Annotated in this window: 21 protein-coding genes and 1 riboswitch; of the genes, 3 read left to right on the top strand and 18 right to left on the bottom strand. The window is 67.2% G+C overall.

The genetic code is table 11. The annotated features are described in order from the left end of the window. Positions 1–35: 35 nt before the first annotated feature. From ICJ04_RS01185 to ICJ04_RS01130, 12 genes are all read right to left on the bottom strand, one after another. Positions 36–1,928 (bottom strand): patatin-like phospholipase family protein, encoded by a 1,893-nt coding sequence (locus tag ICJ04_RS01185; protein ID WP_188325754.1) that lies wholly within the window; start codon positions 1,926–1,928, stop codon positions 36–38. A 234-nt stretch (positions 1,929–2,162) separates the two neighbouring features. After that, a complete protein-coding gene (locus tag ICJ04_RS01180; RefSeq protein WP_188325753.1) occupies positions 2,163–2,696 on the bottom strand; it encodes a lipocalin family protein in 534 nt (177 codons plus the stop codon). A gap of 11 nt (positions 2,697–2,707) precedes the next feature. Next, a complete protein-coding gene (locus tag ICJ04_RS01175) occupies positions 2,708–3,781 on the bottom strand; it encodes a class I SAM-dependent methyltransferase (protein ID WP_188325752.1) in 1,074 nt (357 codons plus the stop codon). Beyond that, positions 3,778–4,572 carry a DUF1295 domain-containing protein gene (locus ICJ04_RS01170; RefSeq protein ID WP_188325751.1) on the bottom strand — a complete coding sequence of 265 codons (795 nt, stop codon included), beginning with the start codon at positions 4,570–4,572 and terminating at the stop codon, positions 3,778–3,780. Before ICJ04_RS01170 ends, ICJ04_RS01175 begins: the two co-directional genes overlap by 4 nt. Next, positions 4,569–5,123, bottom strand: a complete 555-nt coding sequence (locus ICJ04_RS01165; RefSeq protein ID WP_188325750.1) for a DUF2878 domain-containing protein — start codon at positions 5,121–5,123, stop codon at positions 4,569–4,571. The genes ICJ04_RS01170 and ICJ04_RS01165 overlap by 4 nt, the downstream gene beginning before the upstream one ends. A gap of 1 nt (position 5,124) precedes the next feature. Then, entirely contained in the window at positions 5,125–6,378 is a 1,254-nt protein-coding gene (locus tag ICJ04_RS01160; RefSeq protein WP_188325749.1) for a cyclopropane-fatty-acyl-phospholipid synthase family protein, read from the bottom strand. Then, positions 6,375–7,142 (bottom strand): DUF1365 domain-containing protein, encoded by a 768-nt coding sequence (locus tag ICJ04_RS01155; protein WP_188325748.1) that lies wholly within the window; start codon positions 7,140–7,142, stop codon positions 6,375–6,377. The genes ICJ04_RS01160 and ICJ04_RS01155 overlap by 4 nt, the downstream gene beginning before the upstream one ends. Further along, positions 7,139–8,419: an FAD-dependent oxidoreductase gene (locus ICJ04_RS01150; protein WP_188325747.1), complete on the bottom strand. Its 1,281-nt coding sequence runs from the start codon at positions 8,417–8,419 to the stop codon at positions 7,139–7,141. The genes ICJ04_RS01155 and ICJ04_RS01150 overlap by 4 nt, the downstream gene beginning before the upstream one ends. 1 nt (position 8,420) lies before the next feature. Then, positions 8,421–9,383: an acyl-CoA desaturase gene (locus ICJ04_RS01145; protein WP_188325746.1), complete on the bottom strand. Its 963-nt coding sequence runs from the start codon at positions 9,381–9,383 to the stop codon at positions 8,421–8,423. Positions 9,384–9,468: 85 nt separating this feature from the next. After that, positions 9,469–10,242 (bottom strand): anti-sigma factor, encoded by a 774-nt coding sequence (locus ICJ04_RS01140; RefSeq protein ID WP_188325745.1) that lies wholly within the window; start codon positions 10,240–10,242, stop codon positions 9,469–9,471. Continuing rightward, a complete protein-coding gene (locus tag ICJ04_RS01135) occupies positions 10,239–10,808 on the bottom strand; it encodes a sigma-70 family RNA polymerase sigma factor (protein WP_188325744.1) in 570 nt (189 codons plus the stop codon). Before ICJ04_RS01135 ends, ICJ04_RS01140 begins: the two co-directional genes overlap by 4 nt. 67 nt (positions 10,809–10,875) lie before the next feature. Then, the gene (locus ICJ04_RS01130) at positions 10,876–11,673 is read right to left on the bottom strand and encodes a hypothetical protein (RefSeq protein WP_223202955.1); all 798 of its coding nucleotides are present in this window, start codon (positions 11,671–11,673) and stop codon (positions 10,876–10,878) included. A 75-nt stretch (positions 11,674–11,748) separates the two neighbouring features. Next, a riboswitch (cobalamin riboswitch) is annotated at positions 11,749–11,980 on the top strand. 218 nt (positions 11,981–12,198) lie between these two features. Here ICJ04_RS01130 and metE point away from each other — a divergent pair. Both metE and pncA read left to right on the top strand, forming a co-directional pair. After that, entirely contained in the window at positions 12,199–14,502 is a 2,304-nt protein-coding gene (gene metE, locus ICJ04_RS01125; RefSeq protein ID WP_188325743.1) for a 5-methyltetrahydropteroyltriglutamate--homocysteine S-methyltransferase, read from the top strand. Between the two features lie 212 nt (positions 14,503–14,714). Beyond that, positions 14,715–15,341, top strand: coding sequence for a bifunctional nicotinamidase/pyrazinamidase (gene pncA / locus ICJ04_RS01120; RefSeq protein WP_188325742.1), 627 nt, complete (start codon positions 14,715–14,717; stop codon positions 15,339–15,341). Between the two features lie 280 nt (positions 15,342–15,621). Here pncA and purU read toward each other — a convergent pair whose 3' ends face one another. The 3 genes from purU to ICJ04_RS01105 all read right to left on the bottom strand — a co-directional run bounded on the left by purU (position 15,622) and on the right by ICJ04_RS01105 (position 17,766). After that, a complete protein-coding gene (gene purU, locus ICJ04_RS01115; RefSeq protein WP_188325741.1) occupies positions 15,622–16,473 on the bottom strand; it encodes a formyltetrahydrofolate deformylase in 852 nt (283 codons plus the stop codon). Positions 16,474–16,531: 58 nt separating this feature from the next. Next, positions 16,532–17,428 carry a hypothetical protein gene (locus ICJ04_RS01110; RefSeq protein WP_188325740.1) on the bottom strand — a complete coding sequence of 299 codons (897 nt, stop codon included), beginning with the start codon at positions 17,426–17,428 and terminating at the stop codon, positions 16,532–16,534. A 71-nt stretch (positions 17,429–17,499) separates the two neighbouring features. After that, positions 17,500–17,766: a DUF2798 domain-containing protein gene (locus ICJ04_RS01105; RefSeq protein WP_188325739.1), complete on the bottom strand. Its 267-nt coding sequence runs from the start codon at positions 17,764–17,766 to the stop codon at positions 17,500–17,502. A gap of 121 nt (positions 17,767–17,887) precedes the next feature. Between ICJ04_RS01105 and ICJ04_RS01100 the strand changes: the two genes are divergently transcribed. Then, on the top strand, positions 17,888–18,808 hold the full coding sequence (locus tag ICJ04_RS01100; RefSeq protein ID WP_188325738.1) for a LysR family transcriptional regulator: 921 nt from the start codon (positions 17,888–17,890) through the stop codon (positions 18,806–18,808). Positions 18,809–18,955: 147 nt separating this feature from the next. On the opposite strand, the gene ICJ04_RS01095 is transcribed toward ICJ04_RS01100, so the two are convergent. The 3 genes from ICJ04_RS01095 to ICJ04_RS01085 form a co-directional block, all read right to left on the bottom strand. Continuing rightward, positions 18,956–20,056, bottom strand: coding sequence for an NADH:flavin oxidoreductase/NADH oxidase (locus ICJ04_RS01095; RefSeq protein ID WP_188325737.1), 1,101 nt, complete (start codon positions 20,054–20,056; stop codon positions 18,956–18,958). Between the two features lie 230 nt (positions 20,057–20,286). Then, complete coding sequence (locus ICJ04_RS01090) at positions 20,287–21,108, bottom strand: NAD-dependent protein deacetylase (RefSeq protein ID WP_188325736.1); 822 nt, start codon at positions 21,106–21,108, stop codon at positions 20,287–20,289. A gap of 44 nt (positions 21,109–21,152) precedes the next feature. Beyond that, positions 21,153–21,566, bottom strand: a complete 414-nt coding sequence (locus tag ICJ04_RS01085) for an acyl-CoA thioesterase (protein WP_188325735.1) — start codon at positions 21,564–21,566, stop codon at positions 21,153–21,155. Positions 21,567–21,591 lie beyond the last annotated feature (25 nt).

Below are 21,591 nucleotides of genomic sequence, written 5' to 3'. Positions count from 1 at the left end.
CGGCTATACCCGTCGGCTCTACCCTGACGGTCTGCTCAATAGATCGGCGTGACCTTCATCTGCGGCAGGGGGCGTGGTGCGCCCTCGGTGAGGTCCGGGCCGCAGTCTTCCCACGTGGTGCCCTGCTCCACCATGCGCGCATACAGCGCCTGCGACGCGCGCTGCCTTTCCTGCGAGCCCAGTGGATACGACGGTGGCAGAGGCTGCCCGGTCGCCACGCTGGCATACACCGCCCGGTAGGCGACCACCTGCTGGCTGGCATCATCGGTGCGTGAAACTTCCAGCGTGTAACGCTGGTAGGCCGAGGCAAGGTTGCGCCAACGCACCCAGTAGTGGTTTTCAAAAGAGAACGCACAGAAGCGCTCCCCGGCAAGCGTGCCTTTCTCCGCGATTCGGCTCAGCACGTCCTGTGGCATGTCCAGGTTCATGCCGCCCTCGTCCCCCTCCAGCGCCACGTTGACGATGCGGTCGCGGTAGCCGGGTGCCCGCGCCTGCAACAGGTCGCGCCAGTTCTGCATGGTGGATATCACCGCGAAAAGGAACCGCAGCACTTCGTTGGCGGCGAGCGGCGCACTGATGTCGCGGTAGCTGCGTTGCCAGCCCTCGCGATTGCCGGCGGGCAATACCACGGCACGTTCCAGCGCGCCCTGCGGATCCTCAGGGTCCACGGTTGACACGGCACCGCCCGGATACACCAGGTTGATGGCGAAGGTGGGCCAGCGCGGCAGCGCCGCGTCGAACAGGTGGATCGGGAAGTTGCTGCCGATGCCGCCATCGGAAAACCAGCAGCGCCGGAAGCGCGGCGCCTCCGCTGCAGCGGGTGCCGTTGGCGCCCCCTGCCCGCCTTGGGTCAGCCCTTCCATGCTGTCTGCCACGTTCTTGCCCCCCCGACCGGGCTCGACGCGTTGCAGCGGAGGCCGCGTGGCCGACCATGCCGGCTCATGCAGGGGCACCGCGCTGATCAGCAGCGGGAAGCTCAGGCTCATCCGCGTGGCAACCAGCACCGGCAGTTGATCTCCTGCGGGCAGCCGATGGTAGTCCCGCCCGTCGAAGGTCTCGGGCGTCCCGGCGTGTCGCACCAGCCAGTCCACCACGCTGGACGGAAACAGGAGATCGAACTCCTCGCGCAGGAACCAGAACGTCGCATCGCTGAAGGGCAGCGTGCGCGGTTCGTTGTGCGAGACGCAGGTACTGATCATCTGCAGGGTCACGGCATGCGCATCCTGCGGCTCGCCCGCGTAACGCGGCGCCGAATGCAGGTCGGCGAAGGTCAGCGGCTGGTCCAGCGGTCGCCCGGACAACGCCTGCAGGCTGGCATGCAGCCAGTCTGTGAGTGCGGGGCGCTGCGGGTCCTCGCTGCGGCCGTTGCACAGCCCCAGCAGATTGCCGCGTGCCACACGCGCTACGCGCAGCAACGCCGCCGCTACGCCGGCTCCATAAGCGCACAGCAGCGAGGGCAGCAGCGTGGCCAGCACGCCAGGGCCGCCGCCGGCCCACGCGCCGATGCCGAGCAGCAGGGTCAGCGATACCAGCACCTCCACTGGCGCGATGGTGAACACTGCGGCCAGCAGACAGACGATCTTTCGCGGCCAGCCAGCGTGGCTGGCCAGTACCACCAGCAGCCGGTAGGCCGCACGCCCGCCACGCGCCGGCTGGAAGAGGCGGTAGATGAATCCGCGCGTGGACAGCTGCGCGGATACGGCGGACAGCCCCTCGAAACCTGCCTGCGCGTCCATCGCCTCGCCGGCGTGGCGGCGGCGGTCACCGAGCGCGGCAGCCGCCGCTACGGCCGCGGCAATGGCGCCTGCCGAGGTGCCACCGATGCTCTTGAACCGATACGCTTTGGCCAGCGACAGCACCGCGTTCGGGTAGACGATCCCGCTGGTGATGCCCCCCTTCATGACCAGATCGCAGTACTTGGCTGCCATGGGCCGACCCTCTGCTGGATACGGCTCCGATTATGGCAAGTGTGCCTCTCACGGCATGAGATGGGTGGCGCAGTTTGTGGGGTGTGGTGGGGTGTGGGCGGGTTGGGTGGAGTGTGCCGTGGGCGGGTTGGGATGGGGTGGCAGAGCCGACTTCAGTCGGCTTCGGGGCAGCCGACTGAAGTCGGCTCTACCTGGGCTTCGAAGACAGCCGACTGAAGTCGGCTCTGCCGCCGTTCAGCGGTTTGATTGCGGGACGCGGCGGATCTTGCTGGTGTCGTAGCCCATCGCGGCGATGCGCTCGATCGCTTGCTGGTAGTCGCTGTCGCTGACCTGCGGGGTGCGCGCCATGTACCACACGTAGTCACGCTTGCTGCGCGCCACGATGGTCTGCTGGTAATCCGCGTCCAGCCACGAGATCACATACTCGGCCTGGATCGGCCAGATGAACTGCATGCCCCACACGGCGCCGTTGCCTTCTTTCTCCACCCGACCGACAGGGTGCATCGTCTTCACCGGGGCCTGGAAACTGCCCTTGCGGTAGGTGAAGGTCGTCTGGATGCGGCCATCCGGACGCAGTGCGTACGTTTCCACCGAATCAAAGGCCTTGCGCTCGATGAAGGTGGGAATCTGCGCGATGACGTACCAGTCGCCCATGAAACGTGGCACATCGACCTGCGGTGCACGCGGCAGCGGCCGCTCGGGGCTGGACGAACAGGCACTGGCCGATAGTGCCATCGCAACGACGGGAAGCAGGCTGTACAGACGCATGGCGTTCTCCTTCAGCGGGGACGGAACAGATAATGGGCGACCTGCCACTGCTGGCCGTTTTCATAGCCGAACAGCTCGGCACACGCCATCCAGAACATCCGCCAGCGCTGGAACCACAGCGCGGCAGCGGCATCGCCGTAGGTCTGCCGCAGCACGGGCATCAGCGCATCGCGCTGGCTGTCCTGGTTGGCAAGCCAATGGTTGGCGGTGCGCTCGTAGTGCGTGCCGTCCAGCAGCCAACGCTGCTGCAGCAGCAGGTCGTGCTGGAAATGCAGCAGGGTATCGGCGGCGGGCATCAGGCCACCGGTGAAGAAATGCCGCCCCATCCAGTTGTCATCCCCCTGGGTCTCGAAGGGATACATCAGCGTGCGATGCACGAAGATATGCACGAACAGCGCGCCGTCGCTGCGCAGCCAACCGGCGATGCGGCCCAGCAGGCGGTCGTAGTTGCGCATGTGCTCGAACATCTCGATGGAGATCGCGCGATCAAACGCGCGCTCGGGCAGCTCCAAGTGGTTCACATCGCGCGTCAGCACCGTGACATTGCCCAACCGGCGCGCCTTGCACTGCGCTTCGATATGCGTCCGCTGGCCGTTGGAGTTGGACACGGCGGTGATGCGCGCGTTCGGATAACGTTCGGCCATCCACAACGTCAACGACCCCCAGCCGCAGCCCAGCTCCAGGATGTCCTGACCGTCTGCCAGACCCGCACGCTCGGCATACAGTTCCAGCATGGCCTCCTCGGCCTGGTCGAGCGTTTCATGGCCGGTGCGGTAATAGCAGCTGCTGTATTTCAGGCGCTTGCCCAGGCAGGCCTCGAAGAACGCGGCGGGTACCTCGTAGTGCTGGCGGTTGGCGGCGTCCACATGCAGTGCCAGTGGGCTGCCGGCCAGCTCGGCGATACGCTCGGAGAAGCGCGCGGACTGCGCATCGGTACCGCCTTCCTGCTCTTCGCGCAGGCGCTGTGCGCACTGCTGGCGGATGCCCAGGCGCAGCAGCGCATCAGGCAGCAGGCCACGTTCTGCCAGGCCGGTCAGCCCCGGCGCGTAGTCGGCCGCAGGCAGACTCTGGATATCGGTGCTCATGGGCGGAACTCCTTGGATGCAGCAGATTTGCGGGGAAACCACGGGAAGATCATCGAGGTGGTGCGCTGGTACTCGCGGTAGTCATCACCGCGGCTGCGCAGCGCCTGTTTTTCGGTGAAGGGCACACCGCTCAACCAGCGCAGGAACACGTACATGACCAGCGGACCGGACCACGACAACCACCAGAGCGGCGAACCCACCGCGAGCAGCACGTAGGTGAACCAGTGCAGCCACTCGAAGAAGTAGTTGGGGTGCCGTGAGTAGCGCCACAGCCCATCGCGGCAGGTACGGCCCTTGTTCTCCGGCTTGGCGCGGAAGCGGGCCAGCTGGCGGTCGGCCAGGCCTTCACCGCCGACGCTCGCCAACCACACCACCGCCGCCGCGATCACCCAACCCACGCCGTCAGTGCGCGGGTTGAGCGCCACGGCGATGAAGGGCAGCGCGAACAGCACCACCAGCAGCGCCTGCGCCTGGAAGAAGCCGAAAATTTTGCCCTGGTGCCCGTTCCAGTGCTCGCGCAGGTAACGGTAGCGGCCGTCTTCATCCTCGCTGCGCACGCGCTGCCACAGGTGGAGCGCCAAGCGGGCTCCCCACAGCCCGCCCAGCACGCCCAGCGCCATCCGCGGCAGCAGCGCGCCTTCCCCCAGCAGCGCCAGCAGCAGCGCGGCGGCCGCCACACTCTTTGCCCACAGCACATCCACGACACCGATATTCTCGTTGCGACGTTGCCACCACCAACCCCAGCTCATCACCACGGCCGCATACAACCATACCCACCACAACAGCTTCATCGACCCTCTCCTGATTGCAGCCGGGCGCTGCGTTGATACGGCGGCTGCCATCGCCGCGCACAGGCGGCCAGGGCAGGCAGTGCCAGCGACCAGCCAATGCCGAGCACGGCGATGCCCCGCCATGCCGGCGCGGCGAAGGCCACTGAAGAAAATCCCCGCGCAGCAGACAGATACGCCAGCGGGGCCAGCAGCAGGCCGACCAAGGCGGCCAGCCTCCACTGTCGCTGCAGGGCAGCGAAAGAGACCGTCAAGGTCATCGCGAACGATGCCCACAACGCGAGAATCCACACAGGGGCGAGCCACACGGCCGGGGTTAAGGCGGCGTACACCACCAGCCCGCTGGCACCGGCCACACCGTCGACTAGCAGCCCGCAGATGATCGCCACCGCCATCAGCTTCAGCTCGATGCTCGGATGTGCCGACAGCAGCAACTGGCTGACGATGTAGGCCGTGGCGGCCAGCACGGCCGGCCAGTACTGGCCGCGGCCGGCCCCGGCCACCGCGCAGAACCAGACCAGCTGGTTGCCGATCACGTTGCCCCAGAAATGCATGTCAGCGCGTTCCGCTCAGCGCAACGGGACGGTAGCCCGGGCGTGCCATCAGAAGATGCGACACGCCGATCGACCGCTCCAGGAAACCGCCTTCGCAATACGCCAGGTAGAACTCCCACATGCGGATGAAGTTCTCGTCGAACCCCTGCGCACGCACTGCCGGCAACTGCGCCATGAAGCGCGTGCGCCATGTGCGCAACGTCAGTGCATAGGAATAGCCGAAGTCGTGCTGGCCGATCAGCTGCAGGTCGCTGCTGTGCGTCTTCGCCGCCAGGATGGCGTTGATGGACGGGATGAAGCTGCCGGGAAACACGAAGCGCTTGATGTAGTCCACGCTGCGTCGTGCCTGCTGGTAGCGCTCGTCTTCGATGGTGATCGCCTGCAGCAGGGCCAGGCCCTCTGGTTTCAGCAGGCGGGTCAGCGTAGCGAAGTAGGTCGGCAGGTACTGCGCGCCGATCGCCTCGATCATCTCGATGGACACCAGCTTGTCGTACTGCCCCTCCAGGTCGCGGTAGTCCTTCAGCAGCAGCGTCACGCGATCACTGAGCCCGGCCGCTTCGATCCTCTGGCTGGCCAGTGCGTGCTGTTCCACCGATATGGTGGTGGTGGTGACATGGCAGCCGATATGGCGTGCGGCATACAGCGCGAAGCCACCCCAGCCGGTGCCGATCTCCACCACGCGGTCGGTCGGCTTCAACTGCAGCTGCTCGCAGATGCGGGCCAGCTTGCGTTGCGAGGCCTGCTCCAGGGTATCGCCGTCTTCATACAGCGCCGAGGAGTACATCAGGTCGTCGGACAGGAACAACGAAAAGAACGGGTTACCCAGGTCGTAATGCGCCGCGATGTTGCGTCGGCTGCCCTCGCGCGTATTGCGGCGCAGGTACGCCCAGGCTTTCAGCATCCAACCCCCCATCCGCGCCGGACCGCGCTCCACCCCGTCGAGCAGGTCGCGGTTGCGAACCAGCAACTGCACCAGCGCGACCAAGTCGTTGCAGCGCCACTGGCCGCGGATGTAACTGTCGCCGGCGCCGACGCTGCCCTGCGTCGCCACGGCGCGATAGAACGCAGGATCGTCGACCGTCACGGTCACGATGGGCCCGCTGCCCGCCACGCCGAGCTGCACTTCGCCCAGCGCGTCACGCACCTGCAGGCAGCCGCCCTGCAGCGGTGCCAGCTTGGCCAGCAGCTGCCGGCGCAGGAATGCGTCCAAGCGACCGGGTTGGGGCAGGGCGATGCGGTGGCTCATGTCGTTCATTGGTTTTTGCCTGCAAGCGAAGGGTGGTCATGTACGGGATTGCGTTTGAGCCAGAGCCGCACTGCCTGCCAGTGGATCGCGCCCACCACCTGCAGGGTCATCAGCGGATGTCGGGCCAGCACGCTCGCCAAACCGGGGCCGTCCAGCGCACGCCGCTGCATCGATTGCGTTGCATCGAACTGCCGCTGCCCTTCGCGCCACACCTGCATGTGCACGCGCAGGTCGTCGCCGGGTACGGTGAAGCGCCAGTCGTAGCGACAGTCCATCTGCATGAAGGGCGAGACATGGAACTGCTTGTCGAAGCGCCAGCGCAGCGCACGGCCACGCGTCTCCGCATCGGCTACCGGCAGCACATAGGCATGGCGCTCTTTCCAGGGCGTATTGGTGATTTCGGCGACGATGCAGTCCAGGGTCTCGCCATCGGCGGCGTGGCAGTAATAGAAACTCACGGGGTTGAACACATGGCCGGCATGCCGCAGGTGGGCAAGCAGGCGTACCGGGCCGACCGGACGATGGCCCAGCACCGCTTCAGCGCGGTCACGCACCGCCTCGGCCAGTGGCTGATCCGGGTCGCCCAGGTAGTCACTGCGACGGAACTCGGCCAGGTTGCGGCGACCCACCGACCACAACCAGCGTCGGTCGAATACGGTGTCCACTTCATCCAGATCCAGCAGAAGCTGCGCGATCGGGTAGCGGAACGCATGCGCATGCGGCAGGTGCCGACGGTGCACGACGTGTCCGCGGTAGATCGCGCTGTTGCTCATACCGTGCTTGCCTCGCGCTGCGGCCAGTGCGTTTCGGCACTGACGGCATGCAGGGCGTCCACCACGCGGCGTGCGCTGCGGATGCCATCCTCGTGGAAACCCCACCCCCAATAGGCGCCGGCAAACCAGGTGTGGCGGCGTCCCTGCACTTCATGCCAGCGGCGCTGTGCGCGCACCATGGCGTGATCGTGCACCGGATGCGCGTACCGCAGGCGGCGCAGCACCTTCGACGGATCAATGGCCTCACTGCGATTGAGGGTCACCACCAGGGGTGTCGGCGTATCCAGGCCCTGCAGCAGGTTCATGCAGTAGCTCACCGTGCAGGCCTGCGACGGGTCGCGCGGCACGTGGGCGTTCCAGGCGGCCCACGCCTTCCGGTTGCGCGGCAGCAGGCTGGCATCGGTGTGCAACACCACCTCGTTCTGCTGGTAGCGGATGGCGCCCAGCACACCGCGTTCCACCGCGTCAGGATCCTGCAGCAGCGCCAGTGCCTGGTCGCTGTGGCAGGCCATCACGACGTGGTCGAAGCCTTCGGCACCGGCCGCACTGTGGATCAGTACGCCATCGGCCAGCCGTTCCACCGCCAGCACGGGGCACTCCAGCCGCTCGCGCACCTGCCAGCGGCGGCGCAGCGCATCCACATACCGTGCCGATCCGCCCTGCACCACGCGCCATTCCGGGCGCGCGCTGATCTGCAGCATCTGGTGATTGGCCATGAACTGCACCAGATAGCGCGCCGGGAAATCGCGCACCGTGCTGGCCGGCGATGACCACAGCGCCGAGGCCATCGGCAGCATGTGTTCCTCTATGAAGGCCTCGCCATAGTGATGATCGTGCAGGTACTGGCCCAGCGTCGGACCGGCTTCATCGCCTTCGAGCAATGCCGGTGCCTCGCGATAAAAGCGGCGCAGGTCGCCGAGCATCCCCCAGAAACGCGGCGACACCAGGTTGCGGCGCTGGCAGAACAACGTGTTCAACGAGGTCGCGTTGTACTCGACACCGCTGCGTTCGCTGTGGGCGGAAAAGCTCATGGTGGTCGGCTGCGAGGCCACCTGCAGTTCGTCGAACAGGCCGGTCAGCAGCGGATAGTGCTGGGGATTGAAGACGATGAAGCCGGTATCGACCGCCACGGTGCGGCCATCCACCTGCACCGCGTGCGTGTGGGTATGGCCACCCAGATAGTCGTTTGCTTCGAAGAGGGTGACCTCATGCTGGCGGTCCAGCCACCAGGCGCTCGCCAATCCTGCGATGCCCGACCCGATCACGGCGATGCGCATGTCAGCTCCTCGCCTTGGCCAGCACCCAGGCGGGAACCGGCTTCAGGCCGTTCACCAGGCGCAGCGCCTGCATCAGCCGGAGCCCGTACCAGGTGATGTCCACTTCGTACCAGCGGAAGCCTTGGCGGGCCGTGCCGGGGAAGAAGTGATGGTTGTTGTGCCAGCCCTCGCCAAAGGTCAGCAGGGCCAACCACAGGTTGTTGCGGCTGTCATCGCCGGTGTCGTAGCGCTGCTTGCCGAAGCGATGGGCGAGTGAGTTGATCGTCACCGTGGCATGGAACAGCACCACGGTGGACACGAAGAAGCCCCACACCAGCATCTGCGGCCCCGTAGTGCCCAGCGACGGCGCAACGTGCTGCAACAGCGCGCCCAGGCCAAACAGCGCGGCGGCCAAGGCGACCGGTACGAGGGTGTCGAACCGGTCCAGCCAGCGCAGTTCCGGGTATTTGGCCAGGTCGGGGATGCGCGACCAGTCGGTGCGGAAGCCCTCACGGGTCAGGAACCAGCCCATGTGGCTCCACCAGAAGCCCTGCTCGCGCGGCGAATGCGGATCCAGCGGCTGGTCGGCGTGGCGGTGGTGGTTGCGATGGTGGGCAGCCCACCACAACGGGCCACGCTGCACGCTGGACGCCCCGATCAGGGCGAACAGGAACTGCACGACACGCGAGGTATGGAAGGTGCGGTGGGAGAAGTAACGATGGTAGAACGCGGTGATGGCGAACATGCGCACCGCGTAAAGCAGGACGGCCACGGCCACGGCTACCCAGGACACCCCTACCCAGATCACGGCCACGCAGGCCAGATGCAGGCCCACGAACGGAATTGCCCGCAGCCAGTCGATGCGATGACCGTCCGGGTCGGCCGATTCTGCAGCCGCAGGCGACCGCGCATCGGTGTCGAACCAGCGCAGCAGGGTGGACCAGCGCCGCGGGCGGCGCGGGGGTGAAGCAGGTGTGGCCGACATCGTGCATCCCTCCTGGAGCTACTGACAGGAGATACGATGACAACGGCCGTGTGGATGCAGTGTCCGGAAAATAAATTCCGGACCCCTACAGGTTGGCGATATCTCCCTTGGCGACCACCGGCCCGGTCGGCGCGGCATGCGGTGCGCCTGCGGTGGGCTCCAGGGTGATGGCCAGCACCGAGCCGTTGACCAGCGCAGCGCGCAGTTCGGTCGGCACGTCCACCGTGTGGGCGCGGTCATTGGACACCAGGCCCAGCGATATCGGCGCGCCGCCGGCCGGGATCACCCACAGCTCTGGTGCACGGCCCTGCGCGTCGGCTGCACTGGGCACCGGCACCATCAGCACCTTGCCCAGTGCGGCATCCACGGAGGCCAGCCAGCCGGCTCGCCCATCGTCATGCAGCAGCGGGGTAACCGGGCGGGTGGCCTGCTCCGGCTCGCTGGCCGGTACCGGCGTCGGCGTCGTGGCGACCGGAGTCGGCAACGGCTGCTCGGGTGCCGGGCGGGTGAACACCGCGACCAACGCCAACGCCGCCGCCAGCGCCGTCGCGCCCTGCCAGAAGCCGGTACGTTTCCACGGACGGGGAGCGGGCGCCGCATCGAAGGCCGCCCAGCCCAGTTCGCGGCGGACGCGCAGCCAGACATGCGCAGGCACCGGCGCGCTGCCGACTTCCTCGAGCAAGGGCGCCAGCCGCACTTCCCACTGACTCACCAGTCGCGCGAAGCCTGCATCGGCGCTGATCCGCTGCTCGGCGTCGGCACGCTGCCCGGCTTCCAGCACGCCCAGCACGTACTCACCGGCCAACTGATCGGCGCTGGGTGGCTGTTCGTCTTCCTGTTGGAGGTCTCGGATGTTCATGGTTCCAGGCATACCCGCAACTGGGACAGGCCACGGCGGATCCAGCTCTTGACCGTGCCCAGGGGTGTGGCAAGACGGCGCGCCAGTTCATCGTGGCTGGCGCCATCCAGGAAAGCAGCGCGTATCAGACTGCGCCGCCGCGGTTCCAGCGCCTGCAGGCAGGCCGTCAGCCGTGCACTTTCATCGTTGTGCTCGGCCAACTGCGCCGGTTGCAGATCACCGTCCGGCAGTTCCTCGGCGATGGACACATCGTCCAGCGCGCGCGGGGGCGCTGCACGCAGGCGGTCGATGGCCCGGTTGCGCGCCAGCATGGACAGCCAGGTCATCGCCGATGCCTTGCTGCGGTCGAAGCGCGGGGCCTTGTGCCAGACGGTCACGAAGACCTCCTGCAGCACGTCCTCGGCTTCACCGCGGTCGCGCAACAGGCGCAGGCAGATAGCGAACAGACGGCCCGCAGACTGCTGGTACAGCGCATCGAAGGCCGGCCGATCCTGCGCCGCCACCTGTTCGAGCAGGGCGTCGAGGCGGCGCGCGTCGGCACCGTCGTGGGCGTCCAGCTGGGGCATCGCAGGCTCCGCATCACACTGGGATAGACCTGCATCCTCGTTGCTCGTGACGCATATCGCAAGCCCGTCAGCCCGTGCATGAGGCCACCAGGGGCTGCGCGCGCGCCTGTGCAAGCGCGTTGTCATCGGTGGCCTGCGGCGGATCCTTGAAGCGTACGCGGACCTGCGGCCACGCCCCGTTGGCATCGCGCACGTTGCCGGTGCCTTCGAACTCCAGCAGGCGGCGACCCTCACGGGCATAGACAAGGCTCACGGCGGGCACCGCAAAGCCGAACCAGGCATCGAGCTGCATCTGCAGCTTTTCGGCCGGTTGCCCCTGCCAGTCGATGGCGGCGACGCGGCGCAGCGTGACCGGCACCCAGCGCTGGCGGCTGGTGAGCAGGAACGGCAAGGACACGGTGTCGCCCTTCAGCAGCGTTGACCAGTGCGCACGCACGGCGGCGTCGAATCCGGCATCAATCACCCCCCCGGCCGGCATCTCAAGCGCCTTGCCCTGTTCGGCCGCGGCGGTAGCGGAGCGGATGCTGACTACCCGCTTGCTCCCTTGCCGCTGCACCGACTCGCGGCGTCCGTCGCGCCCGTCGACGAAGTCGAAATCCGGCGCCTGCGCATCGGTGGCGGGCGGCATCCATTTGCGCGCGAAGGCCCGCCCGTCGGTGCAGCGATACAGCACCAATCGCGCCTGCCGCCCGTCCACGTCCTGCAGGTAGTGGGTCTCGCGGTAGAGCGGACGCCCCTCTTTGGGCGACACCGCTACGCCCTCCACGCGGGTCAGGGCCGCACCCGCGGCAAGGGGCATGAAGGCGGTCAGCAACAGGAACGGGGCGAAAGAGGCGCGCATGGCGTGGGTCCGCAGGGGGCTCATGGGCATATACGGCGCAGGCGGCACTTTGGATGCAGGGTGACCGAAACGGCGCTTGACCGCGCAGCCGCTTCGGCCTAACGTGTGGTCGCCGAAGGTATCCATCGCTTCATTCGGATGAAGGGATGGATTTAAACGGGAATCCGGTGACCGTGCCCTGTGCACGCATTCCGGAGCTGCCCCGCAGCGGTGAATGGAAACGACCTCCGCCAACAGCACTGGGCCAACGCCTGGGAAGCGGCGGACACTAGGTGGGCGGTAACGCCCGTGTCCAACAGCCCGAATACCGGCCCCGGCCGGGGGACACGACCGTCCCCCGATCTGACCTGGAATCTCCGCGGGGAGGTTGCCCGGGCCCATGCCGTCCCGCCGCCTGCGGGATGCGTCGGCACGTGCACCTGTCCACGGCATCCGGTTCGCCCGCGGGGGCGAAGGTCGCTGGCAGGATGGGCGTAGGCCGGCAACGGCGCGCGACGTCCTGCGGTTCCTTCGTTCCTCAATGCCGACATGCAATGAGGACACGCTGCAATGACTATCGTTACCAACCTGGGTTTTCCCCGCATCGGCGCCAAGCGCGAATTGAAGCGGGCTCTCGAACGCCACTGGAGTGGCGAGGATGACACCGCCACCCTGCAGGCCAGCGCCGCCACACTGCGCGCACGCCACTGGCAACTGCAGGTCGACGCAGGTGTCGACGTGCCGCCGAGCAATGACTTCAGCCTGTACGACCAGGTGCTGGATACCGCCTTCCTGTTCGACGCCATTCCCACGCGCTACCGCGCACTTGCCGAACGTGAGCCGCTGGCCGCGTATTTCGCGATGGCCCGCGGCCTGCAGCGCGATGGCATCGACCTGCACGCGCTGGAGATGACCAAGTGGTTCGACACCAACTACCACTACCTGGTACCGGAACTGCAGGCCGGGCAGGCGTTCGCCCTGCGCGGTGACAAGCCGCTGAGCGAATTCCGCGAGGCCAAGGCACTGGGCATCCACACCCGCCCGGTCGTGCTGGGGCCGGTGAGTTTCCTGCTACTGGCCAAGACGACCGATGGGTCTTCCGCGCTGGACCTGCTGGACGCACTGCTGCCGGCCTATGTGGACCTGCTGGCGCACCTGAAGGCAGCGGGTGCCGATTGGGTGCAGCTGGACGAACCGCTGCTGGTGCAGGACCTGGATGCGGCGGCACAGGGGGCGTTCGAGCGCGCGTATGCGGTGCTGGGTGCGAACGCGGCAGCGCGACCCAAGCTCCTGCTGGCTACCTACTTCGGGGCGCTGGACGACAACCTGGCCCTGGCCACGTCGCTGCCGGTGGAGGGCCTGCACGTGGACCTGGTGCGCGCGCCCGAGCAGCTGGATGCCGTGCTGAACGCCTTGCCGGCCGACCGCGTGCTGTCGGCCGGCCTGGTCAACGGGCGCAACATCTGGCGTACCCAACTGGACAATGCGCTGATCCTGGCGCGCTATGCACAGACCGATCGCGGTCCTGATCTGCTGTGGCTGGCACCGTCGTGCTCGCTGCTGCACACCCCGGTGGATCTGTCGCTGGAAAAGAAGCTGGACGATGACCTGCGCAGTTGGTTGGCGTTCTCGCGGCAGAAGCTGCAGGAACTGCGCGTGCTGGCCGACGCACTTGATGGCCAGCCGTCTGCGGACGCCGGGCTGGCCGCCAACCGCGATGCACTGGATGCGCGCCGTCGCTCGCCCCGCGTGCACAACCCCACCGTGGCCGCGCGTCTGGCCGGCTTGGGCAAGGCCGACGCACAGCGCCATGGGACCTATCCGCAGCGACGGTTGGCCCAGCATGCCGCGCTGCGACTTCCGCTGCTGCCGACGACCACGATCGGTTCGTTCCCGCAGACGCTGGACGTGCGCGACGCCCGCGCCCGGCACAAGTCCGGCAGACTTTCGCTGGCCGACTACGAGGCGTTCCTCGAGCAACAGACCGCTGACTGTGTGCGCGTGCAGGAGGAACTGGGACTGGACGTGCTGGTGCATGGCGAGTTCGAGCGCAACGACATGGTGGAGTACTTCGGTGAGCAGCTCGAAGGGTTCGCCTTCACCGGCAACGGCTGGGTGCAGAGCTACGGCTCGCGCTGCGTGAAGCCGCCGGTGATCTTCGGCGATGTCAGCCGGCCGCAGCCGATGACGGTGCGCTGGTCTCGCTATGCGCAGTCCCTCACCCGCAAGCCGATGAAGGGCATGCTGACCGGACCGGTGACGGTGCTGCAGTGGTCGTTCGTGCGCGATGACCAGGAACGCGATGTCACCTGCCGGCAGATCGCGCTGGCCCTGCGCGATGAAGTGAATGACCTGGAGGCGGCCGGCATCGGCGTGATCCAGGTCGACGAGCCGGCCATCCGCGAAGGACTGCCGCTGCGTCGCGCACAGTGGCGCGGCTACCTGGACTGGGCAGTGGAATCGTTCCGCATCAGCACCAGTGGGGTACGCGACGCTACGCAGATCCACACGCACATGTGCTATTCGGAGTTCAACGACATCATCCACTCCGTTGCGGCGATGGATGCGGATGTGATCTCGATCGAGACCTCGCGTTCGCGGATGGAGTTGCTGGATGCCTTCGTGCGCTTCAACTATCCCAATGAGATCGGCCCGGGCGTGTATGACATCCATTCCCCGCGCGTGCCGGACAAGGCGGAGATGGTGGACCTGCTGCGCAAGGCCCTGTCGGTGCTGAAGCCGGAGCAGTTGTGGGTGAATCCGGACTGCGGCCTGAAGACCCGCGGCTGGCCGGAAACCCGCGCCGCGCTGGAAGCGCTGGTGGCCGCTGCAGCAGAACTGCGTGCCGAGCATGCGGAGTCCAGCGTGGCCTGACCGGGAGAGGACGGTTGGGTCCACCTGTGGGCCCGGTTGTCGGTCAGACCTGCGGGTCGGACGTGGGGGGCGACCAAGGTAGAGCCGACTTCAGTCGGCTGCCATCAGCACGATGCGCGATGCGGGAGGCAGCCGACTGAAGTCGGCTCTACCTGGTCGGCTCTACCCTTCCGGCTCTACCCCGCTGACGGCCCTGCCGTTACCCTGATGCCATGAACACCCTGCCCGCCCACGTGGCCCTGATCGTCGTCGACCTGCAACCGGACTTCATGCCCGGTGGCGCCCTGGCTTGTCTTGAGGGTGATGCGCTGGTCGCGCCCATTGCCGCACTGTTGGCGCAGAAGCGGTATCGCACGGTGGTGGCCACCCAGGACTGGCACCCGGCCAACCACGCGTCCTTCGCCAGTCACTACCCTGGCGGGCAGCCGTTCGCCCAGATCCCGCTGCACGGACATGCGCAGACGTTGTGGCCGGATCACTGCATCCAAGGCTCGGCAGGCGCCGCGCTGCATACGGGCGTTGATTGGAATGCAGCCGACATGGTGCTGCGCAAGGGCAGCAACCCGCAGGTGGATTCGTACAGCGCGTTCCGCGAGAACCACGGTCCGGACGGCAACCGTCCGCCAACCGGTCTGGCCGGCTGGCTGCGCGAGCGCGGCATCAGCGAGGTGCATGTGTGTGGGCTGGCGCGTGACTACTGCGTGCTGTGGACCGCACAGGACGCCGTCAGTGCCGGCTTCGCCGTGGGCTTCCACTGGGACCTGACCCGACCGGTCAGTGCCGACAACGACGATGCCACCCGACAGGCGTTGGCGACCGCGGGTATCGCGCTGCTGTGACCTGAGGCCCCGCGCGGGAACGCGCAACGCGATGCCCGACGCAGGCCGCGCCGCGCGCTGTAGCGCCGAGCCATGCTCGGCGAATTCCATCCGGCTTCATGATGCCTGACGCAGACCGCGCTGCGCGCTCGCCGAGCGTGGCTCGGCGCTACCCGGAATGGGAGCGCTACGCATGGTAGCGCCGAGCCGTGCTCGGCGGATTCCATCCGACATCGTGATCCCTGACGCAGGCCGCGCTTCGCGCTCGCCGAGCGTGGCTCGGCGCTACCCGGGCTCGGCCTCAGCGGAACACCACGGTCCGATGCCCGTTGAGCAGGATGCGGTGCTCTACATGCCGGCGTACCGCGCGGGCCAGCACCTGGGATTCGGTATCGCTGCCCAGCCGCACCAGGTCGCGTGGGGTCATCGCATGGTCAACACGCGCCACATCCTGTTCGATGATCGGCCCTTCATCGAGGTCTTCGGTCACGTAGTGCGCGGTGGCCCCGATGATCTTGACCCCGCGCGCGTGCGCCTGGTGGTACGGCTGCGCACCCTTGAAGCTGGGCAGGAAGCTGTGATGGATGTTGATCGCCCGCCCGGCAAACGCGCGGCACAGCGTCGGCGAAAGAATCTGCATGTAGCGCGCCAGCACCACCAGATCAATCTGCTCACGCTCGACCAAATCGATCAGCTGCCGTTCCTGCACGTCGCGCGTATCCGCGTTGACCGGCAGGTGATGGAACGGAATGCCATACGAGGCCGCCAACGGTGCGAAGTCGGCGTGGTTGGAGGCCACCGCCGCGATATCCACCTTCAACTGGCCGCTATGGGCACGGAACAACAGATCGTTGAGGCAGTGGCCCTGCTTGCTGACCAGCACCAGCAGGCGCGCCCGGCGACGGCCGTCATGCAGTTGCCAGTCCATGCCGAAGCCTTCGCCCAGCGCGGTCATCGCCGTGTGCACCGTCTCCAGCGGCAAGCCGGCATCGCGGTCGAAATGCACGCGCAGGAAGAATCGGCCACTCTCCTCATCGCCGAACTGCTGAGCGTCGAGGATGTTGCAGCCATGCTCGTACAGCAGTCCGGACACGCGGTACACAATGCCGGTACGGTCAGGGCAGGACAGGGTAAGGATGGAGTCGGGTCGCATCCGGCCAAGTCTAGGCCACCATGCTGCGCTGCGGAATGGATGCTGTCAGATGCAACTGTCAGCGTCCCTCCCCGATCACGGGCCGCAGCTTGCGCAGTGCGGCGCCATCGTCTGCCCACCCGCTGGCGCTGGCCCGCAGCTCGCCGTCACGCAGCACGTGGAACGTCGGGGTCGAGCCGGTCAACAACGGAGCCCATGCAGTGCCGGGTTGCATCGGCTGCATCGGCAGATCCGGATGTGCGGCATTCCACTCGAGCATCCGGGTGACCGGCCAGTTATTGTCGCTGGGCACTACGACCTGCAGCTGTGGCCGCAGCCAGGCCAGCGTGGGGTCGTCGGCAATCGCGGCCAGCGCGTCCATCGAAAAACCACAGTACGGATGCACCAGTGCGATCACCCGGGTGCCATCGCGTGGCAACTCAGCCAGGCGGGCATGCAGCGCATCCTGCAGTTGCAGCACCTGCAGACCGGTCGTGCGTTCACCACTGACCACAGGCAGTTCGTCCACCTTCAACGCTTCGCTCTGACGCAGCGCGTTGGCGGCCACGAACCGACGCTGTGCGACCAGTGCGCCGTACAGGTCCCGCGCCGCCTGTGCGCTGGCAGTCCCGGATTGCTTCATGCGCTGGAACAGGCAGGTCATCCGCTGCAGCAGGGCTGGTTCGCGCGCGTAGAAGTTGAGTCGCCACGTCCCTGCGAAGAGCTCGTCCAGGTCGCTGGCGGCGACGGTATCGCACAGGTCGGATGGCTGCGTGTCCAGCGCTGCAACGCGTGCGTCGGATACATAGACCGCGCGCAGATGCTGGATGCGCTGCGCGATCGGCTGCACTCCGCTGCCTTCGTCGAGCGCTTGCAGCCGTTCCGCCAGGCCCGTCGCCGGATCCAAAGGCGCAGCCGCCGCCACCGAGGAAGACAGCAGCAGGGACAGCAGCAGGGCGCGTGTCATCGAGTGCATCGGGAATTCCTTTCCAGATTGAACGCCTTGAGCCTGCCACGAAGCGATGCGCGGAGCCAGCGCCTGCCGCGTCAGCCGGGCGGGTGCACGGTCAAGGCCACCAGCCGCAGCACCAGGGGACGGACCACCAGCACGCAGCAGAACGCGACCGGCATGGCGAGGGCATAGGCCTGCAGCACGCGCGCCAGGTAAGCCCCGTCCACGCCGGCATGCGCCGCTGTGATGACCATGCACATCAGCATCGCCATGATGCCGGCCATGAAGAAGGCAAACACGTAGGGCGTGGTGCGGTGGCTCAGTTTCAGGCCGCGGCGGGCAGAGGCGGTGGAATCGGTCATCAGACGGGCGCTGCGGGAACAGCGGGCCAGCATGCCCGAGACGGCCGGCCGGCACAGCCGTCCGCTGCTTGGGACAGACCGAAGCAGATCTTTGGGGGCGACCGTGGCACGCTGTGCGGTCATGAACCTGCTCCAGCTCATCCGCACTTTCACCCGTACCGCCGAGGCCGGCAGCATTGCCGGCGCAGCCCGTGCCCTGGGCATCAGCGCCACCGCCGTCGGCCAGAACATCGCACGGCTGGAGGCGCACCTGGGCGTGCGCTTGTTCAACCGCAGCACCCGCTCGCTGTCGCTCAGCGAGGCCGGCGCGCTGTACCTGGCCAAAGTGCAGCACATCGAGGCCGACCTGGCCGGCGCGCAGGCCGCCGTGAGCAGCGGCGACATCGAGCCGGTGGGACCCCTGCGGATTGCCTGCAGCCGTGCGTTCGGCCGGCACGTATTGGCCCCCATGCTGCCAGCGCTGCAGCGGCGCCACCCGCAACTGCAGGTGGAACTGCGGCTGTCCGACCGCGCCGTGCGGCATGCCGAAGAGTCGGTGGATGTCAGCATCCGCATCGGCGCCCAACTGCAGGACGGATTGGTGGCACGGCCCCTGGCGCGCATCCCGTTCGTGTTCTGCGCGGCGCCCTCCTATCTGGAACAGGCCGGCACGCCCACGTCACCAGAGCAGTTGGCCGCTCACCGCGCGCTGTTGTTCCGCTTCCCCGCTGATGGCCGGCCGCTGCGCTGGGGGATGCTGGGGGAACAGGGACGCGTGGAAGCCACGATGCAGACCGGCATGATCTGCGATGACATCGACGCATTGGCTGAACTGGCAGCCGCAGGCGGCGGCATCACCCGGCTGGCCGCCTTCGTTGCCGAACCCTACCTGCGCGACGGACGCCTGCAGACCGTGCTGGCCGACGACCCGCGCTGGATGCCGGAACCGATGGAGATGTTCTTCTGCCTGAGCGACCGCCGCGACTTCACTGCCCGCATCCGGGTGTTGTTCGAGCATCTGCAGGCGGGGTTGCCGACGGCATGGCAGGTGCAGGCGAGCTGACGCCGCGACGCGGTAGAACCGACGGGGTAGAGCCGACTTCAGTCGGCTGCTCTGCACGGGAATCCGGTTGCGTTCGGGAGAGCAGCCGACTGAAGTCGGCTCTACCTAAGCGGTGCGTGGGCATCCCACGCACCGACGGTTCTCGGATCAGCGCGTCTCGAACACGCCGCGGGCTTCGCGCGGTTCGCAGCGCAGGTACTGCGGCGCGGGGGCCACGCTGTCTCCCAAAGCGGCGGCGGCATGCCACGGCCAGCGCGGGTCGTACAGGATGCCGCGGGCCAAGGCGATGGCGTCGGCATGGTTGTGGCGCAGGATCGACTCGGCCTGGTCCGGCTCGGTGATCAGGCCCACGGCGATCACCGGCATGCGGCCCTTGGCCTTGATCGCCGCAGCGAAAGGCACCTGGTAGCCCGGGCCGATCTCGATCTTCTGGCGCTCGTCCAGTCCGCCGCTGGAAACGTGCAGGAAGTTGCAGCCGCGCGATTCCAGGATCATCGCCACGGTCTCGGTCTGGGTGATGTCCCAGCCGCCCGGTACCCAGTCGGTGGCGGAGATGCGCACGCCAACCGCGATCTTCGGCGACACCGCCTCACGCACCGCGTCGTACACCTCGATCAGCAGCCGCATGCGGTTGGGCAACGCGCCACCGTAGCCGTCGGTGCGCTGGTTGCTCAGCGGCGACAGGAACTGGTGCAGCAGGTAGCCGTGCGCTGCGTGCAGTTCGATCAGCTGGATGCCCAGACGCTCGGCGCGACGCGCACTTTCAGCGAACGCTTCAACGATCCCGGCGATCTCGGCTTCGGTCAGTTCATGCGGGGCCGGGTTGCCGGCGTGGAACGGACGCGGCGACGGTGCAACCGGGGTCCAGCCATTGTCATCATCGGCGGGAATCTGCTTGCCGCCTTCCCAAGGCCGCGACACCGATGCCTTGCGACCGGCGTGGCCGAGCTGGATGCCGATCGGCATCGGCGACCAGCGCCGCACCGATTCCAGCACCGTGCCCAGCGCCGCCTCGGTGGCGTCGTCCCACAGGCCCAGATCGGCATGGCTGATGCGGCCGCGCGGCTCTACGGCGGTGGCTTCCAGAATCAGCAGGCCGGCGCCGGACTGCGAGAGGTTGCCGAGGTGGATGGTGTGCCAATCCGTGGCCTGGCCGTTTTCGGCGGAGTACTGGCACATCGGCGCGATCACGATGCGGTTGGGCAGGGTCAGGGGCCCGAGAGTGACGGGCGACAGCAGCTGGCTCACGTGGGGGGATTCGCAGGGGGAAAAAGACAGGGGTCTATTGCAGCGCCGATGGGGTTTCAGATCAAGCGCTGTGTTGGATCACAGGATTGCGCGGGGGGTGGCGTGGCCTGCGTCAGGCCCCTCGATGCCGGAAACAATCCGCCGAGCGTGGCTCGGCGCTACCACGCTGCGGGCAGTCCGGTAGTGCGGAGCCGTGCTCGGCGAGCGCGAAGCGCGGCCTGCGTCTGGCCTCACGCGGCGGGAGAGCATCCTGCCAGCCACGGTGCCAATGCCTCGGCACAGTCACGTTCGTCCTTGAACGCCAGCAACCCGTCCGCGCGGGTGCGGCCGCGATTCAGCGCGGCCACCGGCAGGCCGGCGTTCGCCGCCGCCTGCACGAACCGGAAGCCCGAATAGACCATCAGCGACGAGCCCACCACCAGCACCGCATCGGCGCGCTGCAGATGATCGTGCACGGCAGCGACACGATCGCGTGGAACGTTTTCACCGAAGAACACCACGTCGGGCTTCAACAGACCACCGCATTGCAGGCAGTCAGGCACGTTGAACGCAGAGAAATCGGTTTCCAGATCCGCATCGCCATCGGGCGCGATGCCGGCGTCCAACGCATCCCAGCCAGGGTTGGCCTGCAGCAGGCGATCCTGCAGGTCTTCGCGCCCAGTGCGTTGTTCGCAGCCCATGCAGCGCACCTGATCCAGCCTGCCATGCAGATCGATGACGTTGCGGCTGCCGGCGCGCTGGTGCAGCACGTCCACATTCTGGGTCAGCAGCACTTGCAGCTTGCCGGTGGCCTCCAGCGCCGCCAGCGCATGGTGGGTGCCATTGGGCACGGCGTGGCCAAAGCGCGGCCAACCGACCAGGCTGCGCGCCCAATAGCGCTGGCGCGTGGCCGGTTCGGCCATGAAGGCTTGATACGTCACCGGCGGGGTTCGCTTCCACTGGCCATCGGCATCCCGGTAATCCGGAATGCCCGACGCGGTGCTGCAGCCGGCGCCGGTCAGGACGAACAGGCGGCGGGCGCGCGTGATGAAATCGGTAAGCGGCTGGCTCATACGCAATCAAATGGGGGCAGCGGCGCCCCCGCGCAAGCGTCGGATCAGACGATCGGGGAGATATCCGGCAGGGCCGGCACCGCCGTGGGATGGCCTTCGTCGTCCAGCGCGATCATCACGAAGTGGCCGCGCGTGCACAGCTGGCGCTCGCCGTTGTGCAGGTCTTCGGCGATGAGTTCCACCTGCACCTTCATCGAGCTGCGGCCCACCTCGACGATGCGGCCAATCGTTTCCACCATCTGTCCGATGCGGATCGGCAGCTTGAAATCGACCTGGTCGCTGCGCGCGGTGACCACGGTGCGGCGCGAATAGCGTGCTGCGGCGAGAAAGGCGGCCTTATCCATCCATGCCAGCGCCTGGCCACCGAACAGCGTGCCCATGTGGTTGGTGTGGTTGGGAAACACGATCTCGGCCATGCGCACTTCAATGGGCGGCAGCTCAGCAGGAAGTGACGTCATAGCGGCAACCATCGGCGAATGAGTG

Origin of the sequence: Stenotrophomonas sp. 169 (genome assembly GCF_014621775.1) — a bacterium.
In the GTDB taxonomy this organism is placed as follows: Bacteria; Pseudomonadota; Gammaproteobacteria; order Xanthomonadales; family Xanthomonadaceae; genus Stenotrophomonas.
The sequence above is the reverse complement of the archived record's forward strand: the minus strand, read 5'-3'. Positions and strand labels throughout refer to the sequence as shown.